Below are 18,707 nucleotides of genomic sequence, written 5' to 3'. Positions count from 1 at the left end.
TGCCCGGGGCTTCGGCCCCGGGCTCCCTTAGCGGATTTCCACCCCGGCCCAGCGCTCCAAGAGCTTGAGGGCCTCCACGTGGTCCGCCTCCGGGGAAAGCTCCCGCTTGGCCATCTCGTAGAGCTCCCGGGTGAGGCGGAGAAGGGGGCTTGGGTCCTTACCCCCCTCCAGCACCCCCATGGCGATGCCCAGGTCCTTCACCAAAAGCCCCAAGGCAAAGGTCTTGGGGAAGGCCCGGGTGAGGACCCTTTGGGGGATTAGGGTTTCCGTGGCGTTGGAGCGGCCGCTGGAGGCGTTGATGACCTCGAGGGCCTTCTCCGCGGAAACCCCTTGCCGCACCAAGGCCACAAGCCCCTCCCCCGCCGCCCAAAGGTTCACCGCCAGGAGGGCGTTGTTGATGGCTTTCACCGCATGCCCCGCCCCCACGGGCCCCACGTGGACCACCTTGCCGGCGTAGGCCAGGTAGGGCTTCACCCGCTCCACCGCCTCCTCAGGACCGCCCATCATCACAGTGAGGGTGCCCTTTTCCGCCCCCACGGTGCCCCCGGAAACGGGGGCGTCTAGGTAGATGACGCCCTTTTCCCCAAGCCTTTCCGCAAGCCGCCGGCTCGCCTCGGGCTCGCCGCTCGTGGCGTCCACCCAGTAGGTGCCGGGGCGGAGGTGGGGAAGGAGGGCCTCCGCCACCTCCACCACCTCCTTGGTGGTGGGCAGGCAGGTGAAGAGGATCCCGGCCTCCGCCACCTTCTCCAAGGGCACCGCCTCCGAGCCGAACTCCGCCTGATGCTTTAGGGCTTTTTCAAAGGTTCGGTTCCAGACCAAGGTGGGAAAGCGCTTGGCCAGATGCCCCGCCATGGGGTAGCCCATGGCCCCAAGCCCAAGGAAGGCCACCTTCTCCATGCCCCTTTTTTACCAGAGCTTTAGGAGCTTGGCGAGGCCCCGGAGGAGGAGGAGGAAAAGGAGGCTAAAGGCCATGGCCACGCCCAGGAAGACGAAAAACCCCACCCCGAAACTCCCCCCAAGGACCATCTGCCGAAGCCATAGCCCGCTGGGGAAGGCGAGGAGCCAGGTGAGGAGGAGGTTTTGCCAACTGGGCCTCCGGTAGGTGCCGAGGAAGGGGGCGAGGAGGAGCCAGACGAAAAGCACGGGGAGGACGTTGCGGGCAAGGCCTTCCAGGGTCACGGGCTGGCCGTGGGAAAGGAGGCCCGAGGCGGCGAAGAGGAGGAGGGCCAGGAGGTCCAGGAGGAAGAGGTAGGGGGAAGGCTTTCCCGTGGCGGTCATGGCGGGATTTTACCGGGAGGTGGCCTCGAGGAACACCCGGTCCGCCCGGTACGAGCTCCGCACCAAAGGCCCGGAGAAGACCTCCTTGAAGCCGAGCTCGTACCCCCAGGCCTCGTACTTCTTGAAGTCCTCAGGGGGCACGTAGCGCTCCACGGGCAGGTGGGCCGGGGTGGGCCGCAGGTACTGGCCCAGGGTGAGGATGTCCACCCCCGCCGCCCGGAGGTCGCGCATGGCCTCCAGGATCTCCTCCTCCGTCTCCCCCAGGCCCAGCATCAGGCTGGACTTGGTGAGGACCTCAGGCCTATACCGCTTGGCGTGGGCCAGCACCCTCAGGGTCTGCTCGTAGCCCGCCCGGGGGTCCCGCACCCTGGGGGTGAGGCGGCGCACCGTTTCCAGGTTCTGGGCGTAGACCTCGGGGCCCGCCTCCAAGACCGTCTCCACCGCCTTAAGGTCCCCTTGGAAATCGGGGGTGAGGGCCTCCACCAGCACCCCAGGCGCCATCTCCTTGATGGCCCGGATGGTGGCGGCGAAGTGGGAGGCCCCGCCATCGGGGAGGTCGTCCCGGTCCACGCTGGTGAGGACCACGTAGCGGATGCCGAGCCGGGCGATGGCCTCCGCCACCCTCCGGGGCTCCTCGGGGTCCACCAGGCCCCTGGGGTTCCCCGTGTGCACGGCACAGAACTTGCAGGCCCGGGTGCAGATATCCCCCAGGATCATCACCGTGAGGGTGCCGTGGGTCCAGCACTCCCCCACGTTGGGGCACAGGGCCTCCTGGCACACGGTGTGAAGCCTTAGCTCCTCCACCGTGCGCTTCAGGGCTTGGTACTTGGCCCCCGTGGGCAGGGTGGCGCGAAGCCAGGCGGGCTTGTTCCGGTCCACGGGCTCGGGCCGAGCCTGGGCCAGGCCCCGCTTCACCACCTTGAGCTCCACCACCTCCCCCGAGGGGGCCAAAAGCTCCACCACCTCAAACTTGGGCTTCATGTTGCGTCTTCCCCTCCCATCTGGGCACCAGGCCGAACACCTCGGCAAAGGCCTCCACCACCTTAGCCTTGGCCTCCTCCATGGGGACCCTCCGGCCCAAAAGCCTTTCCAAGGAGGTGACCCCTTTTCCCTTCAGGCCGCACGGGATGATGACGCTAAAGTCGTTGAGGTCGGTGGAGACGTTGAGGGCGAAGCCGTGGAAGCTCACCCCCTCCTTCACCGCCACCCCGATGGCGCAAAGCTTCTCCTCCCCCACCCAGACCCCGGCGTACCCGGGGGTGGGGTAGGCCTCTATGCCGTAGGCCCTGGCCACCCGGACGATGGCCTCCTCAATCTGCCTCAGGAAGCGGCGCACCTCCCGCCCCACGGGGAAGATGGGATAGCCCACCAGTTGCCCGGGCCCGTGGTAGGTCACGTCCCCGCCCCGCTCCACCCAGTAGAGGGCGAAGCCGTTTTCCCGGTACCACGCCTCGGGGAAGAGGAGGTTCTCCCCCGTGGCCTTGCGGCCTAGGGTGATGACCCGAGGGTGCTCCAGGAGAAGGAGGGTGGGGGGGCGCTTGCCCTCCACCACCTCCCGGTGCACCGCCTTCTGGTAGGCCCAGGCCTCTTCATAGGGCACCAGGCCGAGGTCCTCCACCCGGAACTCCACGGCCTAAGGATACCCCTTTTCCCGCCCCCGGCCCAAGCCTTGGGCCACAAAACCCTAGCCCAGAAACCGGGCGATGAGCCGGTCCCGCCAAGGGGTGGGAAGGAGCCTGAGGAGGAGGGTTTCCCGGATGCGGGCGGGGTGGGCCACCAGGTAGCGGGCCTTGGGGTTTTCGCTCTCCAGGGCCTCGAGCACCGCCTCCGCCACCCGCTCGGGGGGAAGGCCCCTCCGGGCGTTCCTTTCCGCTAGCCTTCGGGCCACCTCCAGGTAGCGGCCATAGACCCCTTCCGTGCCCGGGGGAGGGGGCGCCAGGTAGGCCTCGGCCGCCCTCAGGGAGCGCTCCCAGATGGGGGTGGCCACGGAGCCCGGCTCAATGAGGGAAACCCGGACGCCAAAGGGGCGAAGCTCCACCCTGAGGGCGTCCGCCAGGGCCTCGAGGGCGAACTTGCTGGCGGCGTAGGGCCCCATGAGGGGGAGGGCCACCAGGCCGGAAACCGAGCCCATGAGGACCACCCGCCCCCGGCTTTGCCGCAGGGAGGGCAAAAAAGCCTTCACCGTGGCCAAGGCCCCGAGGACGTTCACCTCCAGGGCCTGGCGGAAGGCGGAAAGGGGCACGAGCTCCAAGGGCCCGGCCACGGCGATGCCGGCGTTGGCCACGAGGCCGTAGAGCCCTTCCCTCAAGGCCTCCCGGGCCCTCTCCAGGTCCTCCTCCCGGGTCACGTCCAGAAAAAGGGGGGTGATGCCCTCCGCCCTTAGGGCCTCGGCGTCCTCCTCCCGGCGCACCCCGCCGTAGACCCGGAAGCCCCTCTGGGCGAGGCGCCGGGCCGTGGCCCGGCCGATGCCGCTTCCTGCCCCGGTGACGAGCACTTGCCTTTCCATTTGGACGGAGTATAATCCGGGCAAACCCATGTGGGGAAGGAGGGTGCAACAGGCCATCTACCTGCGGGGCTTCCTTGGGGAAAGACCGCCTTTGCCCCTGCACCCCGAGGCCTTGGAAAGGGCGGCGAAAAGGCGCATGTCCCCCGAGGCCTTCGCCTACGTGGCGGGCGGGGCGGGCCTCGAGGCCACCATGGAGCAAAACCGCCGGGCCTTCGCCCAGGTGGCCCTTTGGCCCAGGATGCTCCGGGGCGCCCCGCCCCTGGACCTCACGCTCACCCTGTGGGGAAAGCCCTGGGCCGCCCCCCTGTTCCTCGCCCCCATCGGCGTCCTAGAGCTCGCCCACCCGGAGGCGGAGCTCGCCGCGGTCCGGGCCGCCGCCCAGCGGGGCATCCCCTTTATGGTTTCCAACCAGGCCTCGTACCCCTTGGAGGAGGTGGTGGAGGCGGCCAAAGGGGTAAACCCCGAAGCCCTGGTCTTCTTCCAGCTCTACCACTCCACCGACCCCCGGGTGGTGGCAAGCTTCCTCCGCCGGGCGGAAAAGGCGGGGTGCGCCGGGGTGGTCCTCACCGTGGACACGGTGCAACTGGGCTGGCGGCCCAGGGATTTGGAACTGGGCCACCTCCCTTTCCTCAAGGGGCAGGGCCTCGCCATGTACCTCACGGACCCCGCTTTCCGCGCCGCCTTGGAAGAGCCCTTGGAGGGGCCTAGCCTGCGCCCAAGGCCCACCCTGGCCCTTCTCCAAAACCTCCTCGCCCTCAGGCGGGCCGGGAAGCGCTTCGGCCTAAGCCTTCCCCAGATGCAAAAGGCGGTGCGCCGCTTCGTGGCCACCTACTCCTTCCCCGAGCTCTCCTGGGAGGAGGTGCGCCGGGTGCGGGAGGCCACCGCCTTGCCCCTCCTCCTCAAGGGCCTCCTCCACCCCGAGGACGTGGCCCAGGCCGTGGCCCTGGGGGTGGACGGGGTCTACGTTTCCAACCACGGGGGAAGGCAAGTGGACGGAAGCCTCGCTGCCCTGAAGGCCCTTCCCCTGGCGGTGGAGGCAGCAGGGGGAAAGGTTCCCGTCTTGATGGATAGCGGCGTCCGCACCGGGGCGGATGCGGTGAAGGCCCTGGCCCTGGGGGCCCAGGCGGTGGGGCTTGGGCGGCCCTACGTCTACGCCTTAGCCCTCCGGGGGGAAAAGGGGGTGGGCGCCCTTTTAGACCACTTCCTGGCCGAGCTGGAGCTCACCCTGGCCCTCATGGGAGTGGCCCGGCTGGAGGAGCTCGGCCCGGGGTGGCTCTATGGGTAAGGGCGGGGTTTCCCCCGCCCCGCGGCCTGCCGGGCCTAGCCCCTACTGGGCCACCACGCTCACCTTGAGCTGGATGGGCACCTCGGGGTGGGGCTTGTAGGTGAGGACATACTCCCCGAGTTCCTTGATGGGCCGCTCCAGGGCGAGGCGCTTGGGGTCAATGGTGATGCCGTGCTGGCGGGCCAGGGCCTCGGCGATGTCCTTGGCGGTGACGGAGCCATAGATCTTGTTCTCCCCCGCCCGCACCGGGATGGTGAGGGTGAGGTTCTCCAGGATCTCCTTAAGCCGCTCCGCCTCCGCCTTGCGCTCCGCCAGGCGCTTGGCCTGGGCGCGGATCTTGGCCTCCAAGGCCTTCAGGTTGCTCTCCGTGGCCAAGACGGCGAGGCCCCTAGGCAACAAGTAGTTCCTGGCGTAGCCGGGCTTGACGTTCACCACCTGGCCCACATCGCCCAGGTTCTCCAGGGGTTCTAGCAGGATGACCTTCATGTCCACCCCCTACTTGCGCACCAGCTTCTCCGTGAAGGGAAGAAGCCCCAAAATCCTGGCCCGCTTGATGGTCTTGGCCAGGATCCGCTGCTCCTTGGCGCTAAGCCCCGTGCGGCGGCGGGGAAGGATCTTCCCCGTCTCCGACAGGAACCGCTTTAAAACCTCCACGTTCCGGTAGTCCTTCAGGTCAAACTCTCCCAGGGTGGCCTTCACCTTGGCCTTCCGGGAGGGGCGCCGCTGCGCCTCCTTCTTGGTGGGTTTAGCGTTTTTCGTGCTCAAAACGGCAAATCCTCCTCCGGCGGGAAGTCCTCGAGTCCCTCGTCAATGTCCACCCCACCCGTCTGGACCGGTTGGGGCCTGCTTCCGCCGGTCTGGGCAGGCCCACGGGTGGGTCGCTCCAAGCGGAGGGCTTCCACGCGGGTCTGGAAGCGCCTTTCCCCGCTGGAGCTCGTCCAGGAGTCGTTCACCAAACGGCCGATCACCAAAAGCCCATCGCCCTTCCTCAGCTCCCCGGCCCACTCGGCCAGGTCGCGCCAGGCCTGAACCTCTATGAAGTGGGTCTTCTCCTCCTCGGCCCCACCTCCCCGGCGGCGCTCGTTCACCGCCAGGCCCAGCCGGGCCACCGCCGTCCCCTGGGGGGTGTAGCGGAGCTCGGGGTCCCGGGTGAGGTTGCCCATGAGGACCACCTGGTTCAGGGCGTGGCGGAGCCTTGGCTGGCTCTTGGCGTCCTCTTGGGTTTCCCGCCCGCGGGCGTCCAAGGGGTCAATGAAGTCGGCCCGCACCTGCACTTCGCTCCGCTTCTCCCCGTCCCGCTCCCACTGGCGGTACTCCAGCCGCCCCTCCACGAAGAGGAGCTGGCCCCTTTCCAAGACATCCCCCCACATCTCCGCCTGGCGGCCCAGAAGCCGCACCCGGTGGTACCAGGGGAGTTCCCGTTCCTGGCCGGACTCGTCCCAAAGGGTGTCCTGCCCGGCCAGGTTGAGCTCCAGGATGGCGAGCCCACCCGGGGTATAGCGCATGTCCGGCCGGGAAGTGAGGGAGCCGATGAGGTATACGCGGTTCAGGCCTCTTGCCATGTCAAAAGTTTACGCCTTGCTGAGGAGGGGCTCCTGGGCCTTAACCACCATGACCCGGCGCACGTTGTCGCGGATCCGGAGCTCCCGGGCCAGGTCGTTCACCCGGTCCTCGGGCATCTCCACCTGGAAGAAGAGGAAGTACCCTTGGGGGTCCTTGGCGATGGGGTAGGCTAGGCGCCGCACCCCCCACTCTTCCACCTTCAAAACCTGCGCCCCAAAGGCCTCGAGGGCCTTGGCGATGATCTCCTTCTCCAGGGCGAGCTGGCTTTGCTCCAGGTTGGGGTTAAGAATGATGTTCACCTCGTACCTGCGCATCTTCACCTCCTCTCCGGGCCCGGCAGGCCGCACGGGGAAAGATTATACCCCCTCTTCCCCCCAAATAAAAGACCCAGGGGGCCCTCAGGCCCCCTTTTGGCTCCGCGGGCAGGACTCGAACCTGCGACCAACCGGTTAACAGCCGGCCGCTCTACCAGCTGAGCTACCGCGGACCGACCGCAGGATGCACTATACCAAGAGGCGGGGAAGGCGTCAAGATTTAGCGCTTCCTCCGCCTCCTCTTCCCCGGCACGGGCTCGGGGGCCTTGATCCCTTGGAGGCGGGCCTCGAGGGCCCGAAGCTCGTCCCGAAGCCTCGCCGCCCGCTCAAAGTCCAAGGCCTCCGCCGCCTGCCACATGGCGAGCTCCAGCTCGGCGATGCGCTCCTTCAGGTCCTCCTCCGCCCAAAGGGGCTCCAAGGCGGCCTCCTCGTACCCCTCGGGGCGGATCACCGCCCGCACCTCCTTCCTCACCGTTTCGGGCACGATGCCGTGCTCCCGGTTGTAGGCCTCCTGGATGGCCCGCCTGCGGTTGGTCTCGGCGATGGCCCTTTCCATGGCCTCGGACACCTGGTCGGCGTAGAGCCACACCTCCCCCCGGGCGTTCCGCGCCGCCCGGCCAATGGTCTGGATGAGGCTCCGTTCGCTCCGCAAAAAGCCCGTCTTGTCGGCGTCCAGGATGGCCACCAGGGAAACCTCGGGGATGTCCAGGCCCTCCCGCAACAGGTTGATGCCCACCAGGCAGTCGTAGTGGCCTAGCCGGAGGTCCCGGATGAGGGCCTGGCGCTCAAAGGCGTCCAGCTCGTGGTGGAGGTAGCGGGCGCGGATGCCGTGCTCCACCAAAAAGCTCGTGAGCTCCTCCGCCATGCGCACGGTGAGCACCGTGACCAGGGTGCGCTCCCCCCTTTGCGCCCTTTCCCGGATCCCCTCCATGAGGTCCAGGATCTGGTTCTCCGTGGGCTTCACCACCACCAAGGGGTCCAGAAGCCCCGTGGGGCGGATGATCTGCTCCACGATGCGGCCCGAGTGGGCGAGCTCAAAGGGCCCGGGGGTGGCGGAGACGAAGACCACCTGGGAAACCCGCTCCAAGAACTCCTCAAAGCGCAAGGGGCGGTTGTCCAGGGCGCTGGGCAGGCGGAAGCCGTAGTCCACCAGGGTCTTCTTGCGGGCGTAATCCCCCCGGTACATCCCCTGGAGCTGGGGCACGGTCACGTGGGACTCGTCCAGGAAGACCAGGAAGTCCTCGGGGAAGTAGTCCAGAAGGGTGTAAGGGGGCTCCCCCGGGGCCTTGCCCGTGAAGTAGCGGGCGTAGTTCTCCACCCCTGGGCAGGTCCCCATGACCCTGAGCATCTCCAGGTCGTAAAGGGTGCGCTCCTTGAGGCGCTGGGCGTAGAGGACCTCCCCCCGCTCCTCAAAGTAGCGGACCCTTTCCTCCAGCTCCTTGCGGATCTCGGCCAGGATCTCCTCCAGACCCTCCGGGGAGAGGTAGTGGGTGGCGGGGAAGAGCACGAAGCCGGGAAGCTCCCGAAGCCGCTCCCCCGTGATGGGGTGGACCTGGCTGATGCGCTCCACCTCGTCCCCAAAAAGCTCCAGCCGGATGGGCTCGGTGTCGTACGCGGGGAAGATCTCCAAGACCTCCCCCTTGGCCCGGAAGCGGCCCGGGGCCAGGTCAATCTCGTTCCGCTCGTAGCCCAGCTCCAAGAGGCGCTCCAAAAGGGCCTCCCTGGGGTAGGCCATGCCCCGCTCCACCACTAGGTTCCGCGCCCGGTACTCCCGAGGGTCCCCCAGGCCGTAGATGGCGGAAACCGAGGCCACCACGATCACGTCCCGCCGGGTGAGGAGGCTTCGGGTGGTGGAGTGCCTTAGGCGCTCAATCTCGGGGTTGATGCTAGCGTCCTTCTCTATGTAGAGGTCCCGGCCCGGCACGTAGGCCTCGGGCTGGTAGTAGTCGTAGTAGCTGATGAAGTACTCCACGGCGTTCTCCGGGAAAAGCTCCCGGAACTCCGCGGCGAGCTGCGCCGCCAGGATCTTGTTGGGGGCGAGGACCAAGGCGGGGCGGCCCAGGGCCTCTATGACCTTGGCCATGGTCACCGTCTTCCCCGTGCCCGTGGCCCCGAGGAGGGTCAGGTAGCGCTCTCCATCCCTTAAAGCCGCCACCAGCTCCCCGATGGCCTTGGGCTGGTCCCCCTTGGGTTCAGGACCCCGGTAGCGGAAGGTCATCCCCTTAGTTTAGGGCAAAGGAAAACCCCCCGCCCAGGGGCGGGGGGAAGGGCCCAAGGAGCCCTTAGAACTTCACGGTGTAGCTTACCTTGAAGCCCGCCCCGGTGGACTGGACGGTGTCGCTAGCGTCCAGCAGGTCAAAGATGCCCGCGGCCACCTCCAGGCCGGAGAAGGTCCACTCCGCGTACCAGCCCCGGACCACACCCGTGGCAGTGCCCAAAGCCGTCAGGTTCCAGGGGTACTGCACCTGGCCCGGGTAGGCGAAGACCCGGTCATCAAAGGCGGTGAGGTTGCTGGTGTACCCCCGAGCCGGAACCGTGGAGGGCACATCCGGAGTTACCACATTCTCACCCCGGTACCAGGCGTAACCCACGCTGAACCTGCTCCCCTGGAAGAGGAATTCGTTCAGGCTCAGCTGGAGGCGCCAGAAGGTCTCCTTGGCATCATTGACGCCAGCGGGCTCCGTAATGTCCACCACCCTGTACGCCGCGGCTCCGGCCAAGGAGGGCTTCAAGGGAATTGCCAAGGGATCGGTGCTTACCGTAGCCCCGATCTTGTAGGTGGTGTAATCGTAGACACTAACCGTAGCAGGGGTACCGGGGGGAAGTGACTGGTTATCCGAGTAGTTCTGGTAGGTGCTATTGGTGCCCTGCTGAGCAAAGATGCGATAACGGGCGAAGGGCGTGGCGCTGATGGGACCAAGCTTGAGGCTGTACTGCCCCGCCACCAGGATGTCCTGCATATCGTAAGCGTTGGTCGCCGGGTGGTAGTAGCGGCGGAAGCCGGCGGTCACGTCCAGACCCGAAAGCAGGGCATCCTTCGCCTTGCCATCGTGGACCAGCTGGACGCCAAAGCCACTGGACCAGCGCTCGTCGCGGCTACCGTAGAGGTAGAAGTTGTAGGTGCCCTCAAAGAGCCCCGCCTGGTCTCCCAACACGCCAGGGTAGCGGTTGAGGCTGCTGAGATTCGGCCCCACCTGCACATCGCTGAACCAACCCTCCAAGCGGAGGCCCGAGAAGAGGTTTAGGGTAGTCCCCACGCTCCAGGCCTGGGCCGCCAAAGCCCGCTGCAGATAAGCAAGTTGGGACACCGTACCGTCCACCGCTTCGGAGCGGTCAAAAAAGCCCCGGACCTCCAGCCCACCCAGGAAGGGGAGCTTCACCGACCCTTCCACCCCAAAGCCCCGGTTGTTGGCGTCAAAGGGAGCCCCACCCTTCCCATCAGAACCGGGGTTCACGCCAAAGTAGTAGTAGGCGTGGTCGGCGGACATGCCCGCCACACCGTTTTCAAAGCCGGGGTCAATCTTCCGGTAGTTGGCGGAGAGGTTAAGCCCGATGCCCCCCAGGCTCGCCTCTAGGCCACCCTTGATGTAAGCAGCGTCGTCGTAGGTAGCCGTGTTCACGTCAAAGGGTATCACGGCCTGGTAGGAACGGACGAAGGCACCCTCGAGGCTCACCAGGTCCAAAAGCTTCCCGCTCACGTCCACACCGAAAGCGGTGCGGTTGTTGCCACCGTTCCACTGCCCGGCCACGGAGAAGGCGGGCTTCAGCCCAAAGGCATCCAGCTGAACCCGGGCACCGAAGTAGTTGCCGTCCAAAACGGGACCATAGGCCCCATACACTACATTGTTCCCTTGCGCCAAGCGAGGCTCAGAGGTAGCCCCCGCACCCACCACCAAGGTCAAGGTGGGGTTCAAGGGAAGCTTGTTAGCCTCCAAGACAGCCGTGAGCCCGTAGCGAGGTACCGCCGTGCCGTCATCCCGCTCGTTGCTAAAGAGGTAGGGGTTGAAGCGGAAAGTGTGGTCCCCATCCTGCAGGGTAACGGTAAGGGGCTGGCCATCCACGCTGGTCTTCACCTGGGCCTTATCCACGTTCACATTGAAGGGCGTGAGGGAGAAGCCCGTTTCCACCGTGGCCTCTACCCCCTGGCCCTTCACGGAGAAGTTGAGGGTGCCACCCAGGTCGGTGAAGTCTTGGTTGTTGAAGTCGCCCCTGCGGACCGCAGGGCGCCGACGGCCATTGGTGTTGTCACCCTCTCCCACACCCGAGCTCAGCTTGTTGCCCGGGAAGAGGCGGTCCACGTCAAAGTCCTGCCCCGTGGCCTGCGTGTAACCGTAGGTGGCGGTGAGGCTGCCGGAGATGGAGTACTGCACCTTGGAGAGTTCTTTGAGTTGCCCCTCGAGGCCGGAAACCCGCTCGGTGAGGGCCCCCACCTTCTCGGAAAGCCCCACCAGGTCAGAGCGGAGGGCGGCGGCGAACTCCTGGACGGCGGCCACGTCCTCCTTGGAGGCGAACTGCTCCAGGTCGGGAAGCTCAGCGCCGCCGGAGACCAACTTTTCCAGGGCGGTCACCCGGTCCTGCAGGGCCAGCACGTCCTGGTTGAGGAGGACGGCGAGCTCGTTCAGGGCCTGGATGGCCTGGGCGTTGGCCTCCACCTGGGTGCCGAGGGCGGAGAGGTCGCCCTTCACGCCCTCCACGTCCTGGGCCAAGGCGTCCAGCTGCTCGGCAAGCTGCTGGGCCTGGGCCAAGGCGGTGTCGGCGGCGATGGAGGCAGCCTCCACCCGGTCGGCGAGGTCCTGGAGGGCGGCGGCGTCCATGCCGGGCTCGGGGGCCGGCTGGGCCTTCAGCTCCTCAATCAGGGCCTCGAGGCGGGCGATGTCCTCCTTGGTGGCGGCGCTATCCTCCAGGGCGGAAACCCGCACACCCAAGGCGGCGAGCTCAGCAGCGAGCTCCTGCACGGCGTTCTTCAGGGCCTCCAGGTCCTCGGAGGACATGGCCTCCATGGTGGGGGATTCGCCCTTGGCCTTCAGCTCCTCCTCAATCTGCTGCAGGAGGCGGTAGATGAGGAGAGCCGCCTGGTAGCGGGTCAGGGTCTCGTTCCCCCGGTAGGTACCGTCGGGGAAGCCCACGATGATGCCCTTGGCCGCCAGGCTCTCCACGGCCTCCTTGGCCCAGTGCCCAGCGGGCACATCGGAGAACTGGGCCAGACCGAAGCCCATGGAGAGCACGGTCAAGAGCCCTGCCAGAAGTACCACTAGCCTCTTCTTCATATTCCCGTACACCCCCTTCAGGGATTTTGGGGAAGACGGGACGGGCGAGTTGCCGCGTTTCCTCTCCGAACCGCCTTTCCCCAAGATGCAGGGCTTACCCGGCACAAAGGCCTCTTTTTCCCTGCATCCGCAGGTATCATAAAAGCCTCACACAACCCCTGTCAAGCCCCCGCACCTTAAGCTTTTGCTATACTCCCGGCGAGGAGGTGGAAGGCTGGCGTGAAACGGGTCTTGGGAAGGCGGGAAGCGCAGGGGGTCCCAAAGGACCTCACGAGGTGGCGGACCCCATGAGGGGATTACCGGCGAGGCCGGGAAAGATCGAGAAATCCGCGGATGCCGCCCGGGGTGTGCCCGCCCCGCCCGCCTGAGCAAAGCCTTCCGGGAAAGCCAGCCCCGCGAGGGGGGGACAACCGGGGGGCAGGGCGAAGCTAGGAAACGAGGGCACGCTGCCCTCGCAGAAGGAGTAAACATGTGCGGCATTGTGGGCTATGTGGGCTTTCGCAACGCCACGGACGTGCTGGTGGACGGTCTAAGGCGCCTGGAGTACCGGGGGTACGATTCCGCCGGGGTGGCGGTGAGGACGGAAGAGGGGCTTAGGGTAGCGAAGCGCTCGGGGAAGCTTTCTGCCCTCGAGGCCCTCCTCAAGGAGGAGCGCCTGGAGGGCACCCTGGGGGTGGGGCACACCCGCTGGGCCACCCACGGGGCCCCCACCGACCCCAACGCCCACCCCCACACCACGGAAGACGGCAAGATCGCCGTCATCCATAACGGCATCGTGGAGAACTATTTAGAGCTCAAGGAAGCCCTCCTCGCCCGGGGGCACCGCTTCAGCTCGGAGACAGATAGCGAAGTCCTCGCCCACCTGGTGGAGGAAAAGTACCAAGGGGACCTTTTCCAGGCCCTGCGGGAAGCCCTCAAGGAGGTGCGGGGCGCCTACGCCCTCGTGGTGGTCCACGAGGACCACGAGGAGATCGTGGCCGCCCGCACCGTGAGCCCCCTGGTGGTGGGCCTAGGGGAAGGGGAGAACTTCCTGGCCTCGGACGTGCCCGCCCTCCTCCCCTATACCCGCAGGGTCATCTTCCTCCACGATGGGGACCTGGTGCGCCTAAGCCGGGAAGGGGTGGAGATCACGGACCTCGCCGGAAACCCGGTGGCCCGGGAGGTGGTGGAGGTTGACTGGACCCTCGAGGCCGCCGAGAAGGGAGGCTTCCCCCATTACATGCTCAAGGAGATTTACGAGCAGCCCTGGGTCCTGGAAAACACCCTGGGGGGGCGCCTGAGGGAAGAGGAAGGGGACGTGGCGCTTGGCCTCGCCCTGGACCCCAGGGAGGTGGAAAGGGTCCACTTCATCGCCTGCGGCACCGCCGCCTACGCCGGCTGGTACGGGAAGTACCTCATGGAGATCCTCGCCCGCATCCCGGCGGAGTGGGAGGTGGCGAGCGAGTACCGCTACCGCGACCCCGTGGTGGACGGGAAGACCCTGGCCGTGGCCATCAGCCAGTCCGGGGAAACCATTGACACCCTGGAGGGCGTCCGCGAGGCCAAGGCCAAGGGAGCCCGCACCCTAGGGATCATCAACGCCAAGGGCTCCAGCATCACCCGGGAGGTAGAGGAGGTGCTTTACATCCACGCCGGGCCCGAGATCGGCGTGGCCTCCACCAAGGCCTACACCGCCATGCTGGCCGCCATGGCCCTCTTGGCCCTGCGCTTTGCCCGGGCCCGGGGCACCTTGCCCAAGGAAGCGGCCCAGGGCCTCATCCGGGAGATGCGCAAGCTCCCCCGCCTGGTGGAGGAGGCCCTGGAGAAAAGGCCCATCGTGGCCCACATCGCCGAGAAGTACCACCAGGCCCAGGACTTCCTCTTCCTGGGCCGCCACGTCCAGGCCCCCACCGCCTACGAAGGCGCTTTGAAGCTCAAGGAGATCAGCTACATCCACGCCGAGGCCTACCCCGCCGGGGAGATGAAGCACGGGCCCATCGCCCTCATTGACGAGCGCCTCCCCGTGGTGGTCCTGGCCACCCGTGGACCCCTTTACGAGAAGACCCTTTCCAACATCCAGGAGGTGCGGGCCCGGGGTGGAAAGGTGATCGCCGTGGCCACGGAAGGGGACGAGGAGATCCGAAAGCTTGCCCAGGACGTGATCTACGTCCCCGAGGTCCACCCCCTCCTCGCCCCTATCGTGAGCGTGGTGCCCCTGCAACTCCTGGCTTACGAGGTGGCGGTGCTCCTGGGCCGGGACGTGGACCAACCTCGGAACTTGGCCAAGAGCGTCACGGTGGAGTAACTAGACAATCTCCAGAAATTTCGCCACCACCTCCGGGTCCAGGCTCTTCCCCGCCTGGGCCCGGAGCTCTTCCAAGGCCTTCTCCTTCGTCCAGGCCCGCTTGTAAGGGCGCTCGGACACCAGGGCATCGTAGACGTCCACCACGGCGAAGATACGGGCCTCCAAGGGAATGGCCTCCCCCTTTAGGCCAAAGGGGTAGCCGGAGCCGTCAAAGCGCTCATGATGGTAGAGGACCACATTTAGAGCGGTCTGGGGGAGAAAGGGGAGGTTCCGCAGGATCTCCAAGCCCACCTCGGGATGGGTTTTCACCACCTTCCACTCCCCCGTGGAAAGGGCGGCGGGCTTGCGCAGGATCTCGTCGGGCAGGGCCAGCTTGCCCAGGTCGTGGAAGTAGGCGCCCAGGCGGAGGCCCTCGAGGTCCGGGAACCCCAAAGCCCGGCCCAAGCGAAGGGAAAGCTCCGCCACCCGCTCCGTGTGCCCCTGGGTTTCCAGGTCCCGGTACTCCAGAACCCGGGAAAGCGCCTTTAGGGCCGCCTCCCGCGTGGCCCTCAGGACCCGCAGGTGGAAAAGCCGCTCCAAAGCCTCCTCCAGCCGCTTGGCCACCATCTGCAAAACCGCCTCGTCCTCCCCACGGTAGGGCACCCGCTCGCCAAAAGAGCCCAGAGCCAGCACCCCGTATCGCCGCCCCTCGGGCTTCAGGGGTACCAGGAGGGCCGAGCGCAACCCCGCTTCCGCATAGGGCCTCAAGGCCCCGGGAAACGTGGCGTAGTCCTCCACATAGATGGGCCCTTCCCAAAGCCGGGGGTGGCCCAGAAGCCCCTCGCCGAAGCGGATGGGGTGCTCCACATAGAGCCGGGGGAAGCCCGGGGGGTAGCGGCCCGCCACCACTGCCGGCCGCACCCGCCCCCCTTGGAAAAGGTAAAGAGCTCCCCCGTGGTAGGGGGTTAGCTTGAGCAGGGTCTCCAAGGCCTCCTGGGCCATCACGAGCGGATCCCGAGCGCTTTCTAGGGCGAGGGAAAGCTCCAGAAGAGCCTGGGTGCGTTCCGTCTCCTCCCGGGCCTTCTCCAAAGCCGCTATGCGGCCCAGAACCACCCCCGCAGCCTCCGCCAGGGCCTGGAGCCAGAACCGCTCCTCGGGAAGGATCTCCCCTACCCCCCCAGCGGTGTCCATGGAAAGCACCCCCAGCACCCTACCCTCCGGGTCCCGAAGGGGAACCCCTAGGTAAACCCCAGGCTGCGGGTGACCGGTTAGGAAAACCACCCTGGGGTCTTGGGAAACATCGGGTATATAGAGGGGCTCCCCGCTTTCCAAAACTACCCAGGAAACCCCTTTGCCACGCGGCAAACGAAAACCCACCCGATCCCGGGAAAGCCCCTCCGCCGCCACCAGTTCCAGAACGTCCTCCTCCGGCCGGTACAGGAAGAGCAGGACGGAAACCGCCCGGGTCTGGGCCTTAGCGGCCTCCACCACCTGGCGGAACACCGCTTCCCGCCGCTCTAGAGGGGCTAGAAGCCGCCAGGCTTGCGCCAGAGCCTGCAGGCGTTTTAGCTCCAGCACCCCTTGGGCCATGACGCCCCTTACTCTACCAGGCGGAAGGGAAAAGCTAGCGGGATGAGGTCCAGCCGGGCCTCCGCCTCAAAAGCGCGGCGCCAGGGGAAAGCGAGGGCTTTAAGGTCTATCCGGTGGCCTTCCCACGCCACATAGGGCCAGAGGGAAGCCACCCCAAGGGCCTCCTCGCCTAAAGGCTCCGCAAAGCGGCCCCGCACCCAAGGCCGCCCCACCTCCCCCCACCAGTAGGCGAAGTAGGCCTCGGCCAAACGCCATAGGCGCCCCTTTGGGTCCTTCCGGAAAAGCCCTCCTTGGGCCAGGGCGCTTCCCAGGTTGTTGGCCGGGGTACCCCAAGCGGCGTAGGCGGCAAGTCGGCCGTAAAGCCCCAGGGCCTGGAGGTAGCCCATGAGGCCCGCATCCCCCCGGTTTACCCGGGAAAGGTCCGCCAGGGCCACGGGGTGCCGGGCCATCAGGCGGAGGAGGTCTTGGGTGGCCTTCCTTGGGTTTTTGCCCCCGTAGACGTAAAGGACTAAATGGGGATTGGCCTCCAGGGCCACCTCCTCCGCGCCGGCGCTTCTTAGAAGCCGCCTTACCGTTTCCCTCAAGGGCAGGGCCTCGTAAGGGGTGGTGCGCTCCGCCAAGGTCCCTTCCTCGTAGGCCACCGCCACCCTAAGCCCCGGGGAAAGGGCCCGAAGGAGGAGGACCTGCCCCGCCTCGTCCGCCCCCGGGCGGCTCGGGTAAGGGAGGGCCTGGGCCTCCCTGGGCGCGGGCGAGCCCCGCAGGGCATCGTCCCAGACCGCTTCCAGGTAAAGTCCCCTCAGGCGGGACCAAGGGGCGAGGACCTGGAGTACCCGGAGGTTGCGTTCCCTTTGGGTGGCGTCAAAGCGGGGCACCACGCCGAAGAGGAAGAGCTTCCCCCCATGGCGCACCCTCCAGGCCAGGAGGGGCCCAAGGCGGGCCAAGGCGTCCTCGGCAGGGAGGTCCAGGTGGCGGCTTGCCAAAAGCCCGCCATAGGCCAAGGCATCCAGGCTGGCCACCAAGGCTGCGCCGGGGGTGGCCAGGAGCCATTCCCTAAGGGCCGCCAGGTCCGCCCCTTCCGTCCCCCGATAGGCCGCCTTGGGCGGGCAAAGGACAAGCCCCCAGGTACAGGGGGCCCAGTTGGGCGGGCGGTCGTCCAAGGGAAGGTAGAGGATGGGCGAAGCCCCCAGGGCAACGCCCCCTAGAAGGGCTAGGGCAAGCCAGAACCGGGCCACGCCTGAGGCCTTAAGGTTTCGCCCGCTCCTTCCGCTCGGCCTTCTCCGCCAGGTACTTCTCCGCCGTCATGGCCGCCCGGGTACCCGCCCCCACGCTGGTGGTGAGCTGGCGGTAGATGGGGTCGGCCACGTCCCCGGCGGCGAAGATGCCCGGAACCGAGGTGTAGACCTCGTCCCGCACGGCCACGTAGCCGTCGGGCCTGAGTTCCACCACGCCCTTGAGGAAGCCGGTGTTGGGCTCGTGGCCGATGAAGACGAAGACCCCGTCCGTGGGGTAGACGTACTCCTCCCCTGTCTTCAGGTTCTTAAGCCGCACCCCCGTCACCTGTTCCTCGCCCAGGATCTCCGTGACCACGTGGGAGAAGAGGAAGTGCATCTTGGGGTTTTGGAAGGCCCGGGCTTGGGCCACCTTGTTGGCCCTAAGCTCGTCCCGGCGGTGGACCAGGGTCACCTTGCGGGCGAACTTGGTGAGGAAAAGCCCCTCCTCCACGGCGGCGTCCCCGCCGCCCACCACCACCACCTCCTTGTCCCGGTAGAAGAAGCCGTCGCAGGTGGCGCAGGTGGAAACCCCGCGGCCGTAGAACTTGTCCTCCCCCGGTACCCCAAGCCGCCTGGGGTTAGCCCCTGTGGCGACGATGACCACCCGGGTAGGGTACGCCCGCTCAAAGCCCCGGACCAGGAAGCCTTCCTCCAGGGGCTCTACCCCCAAGACCTCGTCCATGACGATCCGGGCCCCGAACTTCTCCGCCTGCTGCACCATGCGGCTTGCGAGCTCGGGCCCGGAAATGCCCTCGGGGAAGCCCGGGTAGTTTTCCACCTCCTCGGTCTGGGCGATCTGCCCTCCGGGCAGGCCCTTTTCCACGATGACCGTCTTGAGGCCCGCCCGGCCCGCGTAGATGCCGGCGGTAAGGCCCGCTGGCCCCCCGCCGATGATGACCACGTCGTAGCGCTCCTCCGCATTGCCGGTTGCCGCAAGGCCTGCCAAGGAAAACTCCATCCTTCCCCTCCTTAGCCTTTAGCCTACACCCCCATATACCTATGGGGGGTATATAGCGAACCCAGTTTGGCGGAAGGCTTCCTTTCTGTCAAGGGATAAAAGCAATCCGAGCCGCTCCTGGTGACCCCAGGGGGATTCGAACCCCCGTCTCGGCCTTGAGAGGGCCGTGTCCTAGGCCTCTAGACGATGGGGCCGCGTGCGGCTCGGACTGCTCCTGGTGACCCCAGGGGGATTCGAACCCCCGCCGCCGCCTTGAAAGGGCGGTGACCTAACCACTAGTCGATGGGGCCAAACGTTTGGCTGGGGTGCGTGGACTCGAACCACGACCGGCGGATCCAGAGTCCGCTGTCCTGCCGTTAGACGACACCCCAGCGGCGGGCGCCCGATCCCTCGGGCAGACGTTATGGTACAC

Annotated in this window: 16 protein-coding genes and 4 tRNA genes; 2 read left to right on the top strand and 18 right to left on the bottom strand. The window is 66.9% G+C overall.

Annotated features, from left to right (window positions below):
* Positions 1 to 27 precede the first annotated feature (27 nt).
* The 5 genes from L0C60_RS03010 to L0C60_RS02990 are packed head-to-tail and all read right to left on the bottom strand — an operon-like array spanning position 28 to position 3,784.
* Entirely contained in the window at positions 28 to 897 is an 870-nt protein-coding gene (locus tag L0C60_RS03010; protein ID WP_243092503.1) for an NAD(P)-dependent oxidoreductase, read from the bottom strand.
* Positions 898 to 906: 9 nt separating this feature from the next.
* The gene (locus L0C60_RS03005; protein ID WP_243092502.1) at positions 907 to 1,278 is read right to left on the bottom strand and encodes a DUF3054 domain-containing protein; all 372 of its coding nucleotides are present in this window, start codon (positions 1,276 to 1,278) and stop codon (positions 907 to 909) included.
* Positions 1,279 to 1,287: 9 nt separating this feature from the next.
* Positions 1,288 to 2,259 carry a lipoyl synthase gene (gene lipA, locus L0C60_RS03000; RefSeq protein ID WP_243092501.1) on the bottom strand — a complete coding sequence of 324 codons (972 nt, stop codon included), beginning with the start codon at positions 2,257 to 2,259 and terminating at the stop codon, positions 1,288 to 1,290.
* On the bottom strand, positions 2,243 to 2,908 hold the full coding sequence (gene lipB, locus L0C60_RS02995) for a lipoyl(octanoyl) transferase LipB (protein WP_243092500.1): 666 nt from the start codon (positions 2,906 to 2,908) through the stop codon (positions 2,243 to 2,245). Before lipB ends, lipA begins: the two co-directional genes overlap by 17 nt.
* Before the next feature lie 54 nt (positions 2,909 to 2,962).
* Positions 2,963 to 3,784 carry an SDR family oxidoreductase gene (locus tag L0C60_RS02990; RefSeq protein ID WP_243092499.1) on the bottom strand — a complete coding sequence of 274 codons (822 nt, stop codon included), beginning with the start codon at positions 3,782 to 3,784 and terminating at the stop codon, positions 2,963 to 2,965.
* Positions 3,785 to 3,812: 28 nt separating this feature from the next.
* Here L0C60_RS02990 and L0C60_RS02985 point away from each other — a divergent pair, with 28 nt between their 5' ends.
* The gene (locus L0C60_RS02985; RefSeq protein ID WP_243092498.1) at positions 3,813 to 5,069 is read left to right on the top strand and encodes an alpha-hydroxy-acid oxidizing protein; all 1,257 of its coding nucleotides are present in this window, start codon (positions 3,813 to 3,815) and stop codon (positions 5,067 to 5,069) included.
* Positions 5,070 to 5,111: 42 nt separating this feature from the next.
* Here L0C60_RS02985 and rplI read toward each other — a convergent pair whose 3' ends face one another.
* The 7 genes from rplI to L0C60_RS02950 form a co-directional block, all read right to left on the bottom strand.
* Positions 5,112 to 5,555: a 50S ribosomal protein L9 gene (gene rplI, locus L0C60_RS02980; RefSeq protein WP_243092497.1), complete on the bottom strand. Its 444-nt coding sequence runs from the start codon at positions 5,553 to 5,555 to the stop codon at positions 5,112 to 5,114.
* 9 nt (positions 5,556 to 5,564) lie between these two features.
* Complete coding sequence (gene rpsR, locus L0C60_RS02975) at positions 5,565 to 5,834, bottom strand: 30S ribosomal protein S18 (protein WP_039459511.1); 270 nt, start codon at positions 5,832 to 5,834, stop codon at positions 5,565 to 5,567.
* Positions 5,831 to 6,631: a single-stranded DNA-binding protein gene (locus L0C60_RS02970; RefSeq protein ID WP_243092496.1), complete on the bottom strand. Its 801-nt coding sequence runs from the start codon at positions 6,629 to 6,631 to the stop codon at positions 5,831 to 5,833. The genes rpsR and L0C60_RS02970 overlap by 4 nt, the downstream gene beginning before the upstream one ends.
* A 9-nt stretch (positions 6,632 to 6,640) precedes the next feature.
* The gene (gene rpsF, locus L0C60_RS02965; protein WP_243092495.1) at positions 6,641 to 6,946 is read right to left on the bottom strand and encodes a 30S ribosomal protein S6; all 306 of its coding nucleotides are present in this window, start codon (positions 6,944 to 6,946) and stop codon (positions 6,641 to 6,643) included.
* Positions 6,947 to 7,043: 97 nt separating this feature from the next.
* Positions 7,044 to 7,119: transfer RNA gene (locus L0C60_RS02960), tRNA-Asn, on the bottom strand.
* A 47-nt stretch (positions 7,120 to 7,166) separates the two neighbouring features.
* Positions 7,167 to 9,164 carry an excinuclease ABC subunit UvrB gene (uvrB, locus tag L0C60_RS02955; RefSeq protein ID WP_243092494.1) on the bottom strand — a complete coding sequence of 666 codons (1,998 nt, stop codon included), beginning with the start codon at positions 9,162 to 9,164 and terminating at the stop codon, positions 7,167 to 7,169.
* A 64-nt stretch (positions 9,165 to 9,228) separates the two neighbouring features.
* Positions 9,229 to 12,213, bottom strand: coding sequence for an S-layer homology domain-containing protein (locus L0C60_RS02950; protein WP_243092493.1), 2,985 nt, complete (start codon positions 12,211 to 12,213; stop codon positions 9,229 to 9,231).
* A 469-nt stretch (positions 12,214 to 12,682) separates the two neighbouring features.
* On the opposite strand from L0C60_RS02950, the gene glmS reads away from it, so the two are divergent.
* Positions 12,683 to 14,497 (top strand): glutamine--fructose-6-phosphate transaminase (isomerizing), encoded by a 1,815-nt coding sequence (gene glmS, locus L0C60_RS02945; protein ID WP_243092492.1) that lies wholly within the window; start codon positions 12,683 to 12,685, stop codon positions 14,495 to 14,497.
* Here glmS and L0C60_RS02940 read toward each other — a convergent pair whose 3' ends face one another.
* From L0C60_RS02940 to L0C60_RS02915, 6 genes are all read right to left on the bottom strand, one after another.
* Positions 14,498 to 16,066, bottom strand: a complete 1,569-nt coding sequence (locus L0C60_RS02940) for an HD domain-containing phosphohydrolase (protein WP_243092491.1) — start codon at positions 16,064 to 16,066, stop codon at positions 14,498 to 14,500.
* 8 nt (positions 16,067 to 16,074) lie between these two features.
* Positions 16,075 to 17,298, bottom strand: coding sequence for a DUF4127 family protein (locus tag L0C60_RS02935; protein ID WP_243092490.1), 1,224 nt, complete (start codon positions 17,296 to 17,298; stop codon positions 16,075 to 16,077).
* A 10-nt stretch (positions 17,299 to 17,308) separates the two neighbouring features.
* A complete protein-coding gene (gene trxB, locus L0C60_RS02930) occupies positions 17,309 to 18,295 on the bottom strand; it encodes a thioredoxin-disulfide reductase (RefSeq protein ID WP_243092489.1) in 987 nt (328 codons plus the stop codon).
* Between the two features lie 118 nt (positions 18,296 to 18,413).
* Positions 18,414 to 18,489 (bottom strand) — tRNA-Glu (locus L0C60_RS02925).
* A 21-nt stretch (positions 18,490 to 18,510) separates the two neighbouring features.
* Positions 18,511 to 18,585, bottom strand: a tRNA-Glu gene (locus tag L0C60_RS02920).
* Positions 18,586 to 18,592: 7 nt separating this feature from the next.
* Positions 18,593 to 18,666, bottom strand: a tRNA-Gln gene (locus tag L0C60_RS02915).
* Between the last annotated feature and the right edge of the window lie 41 nt (positions 18,667 to 18,707).

Source organism: Thermus hydrothermalis (assembly GCF_022760925.1).
In the GTDB taxonomy this organism is placed as follows: domain Bacteria; phylum Deinococcota; class Deinococci; order Deinococcales; family Thermaceae; genus Thermus; species Thermus hydrothermalis.
Note: the sequence above shows the minus strand (reverse complement) of the source record. Positions and strands in the feature narration are given on the sequence as shown.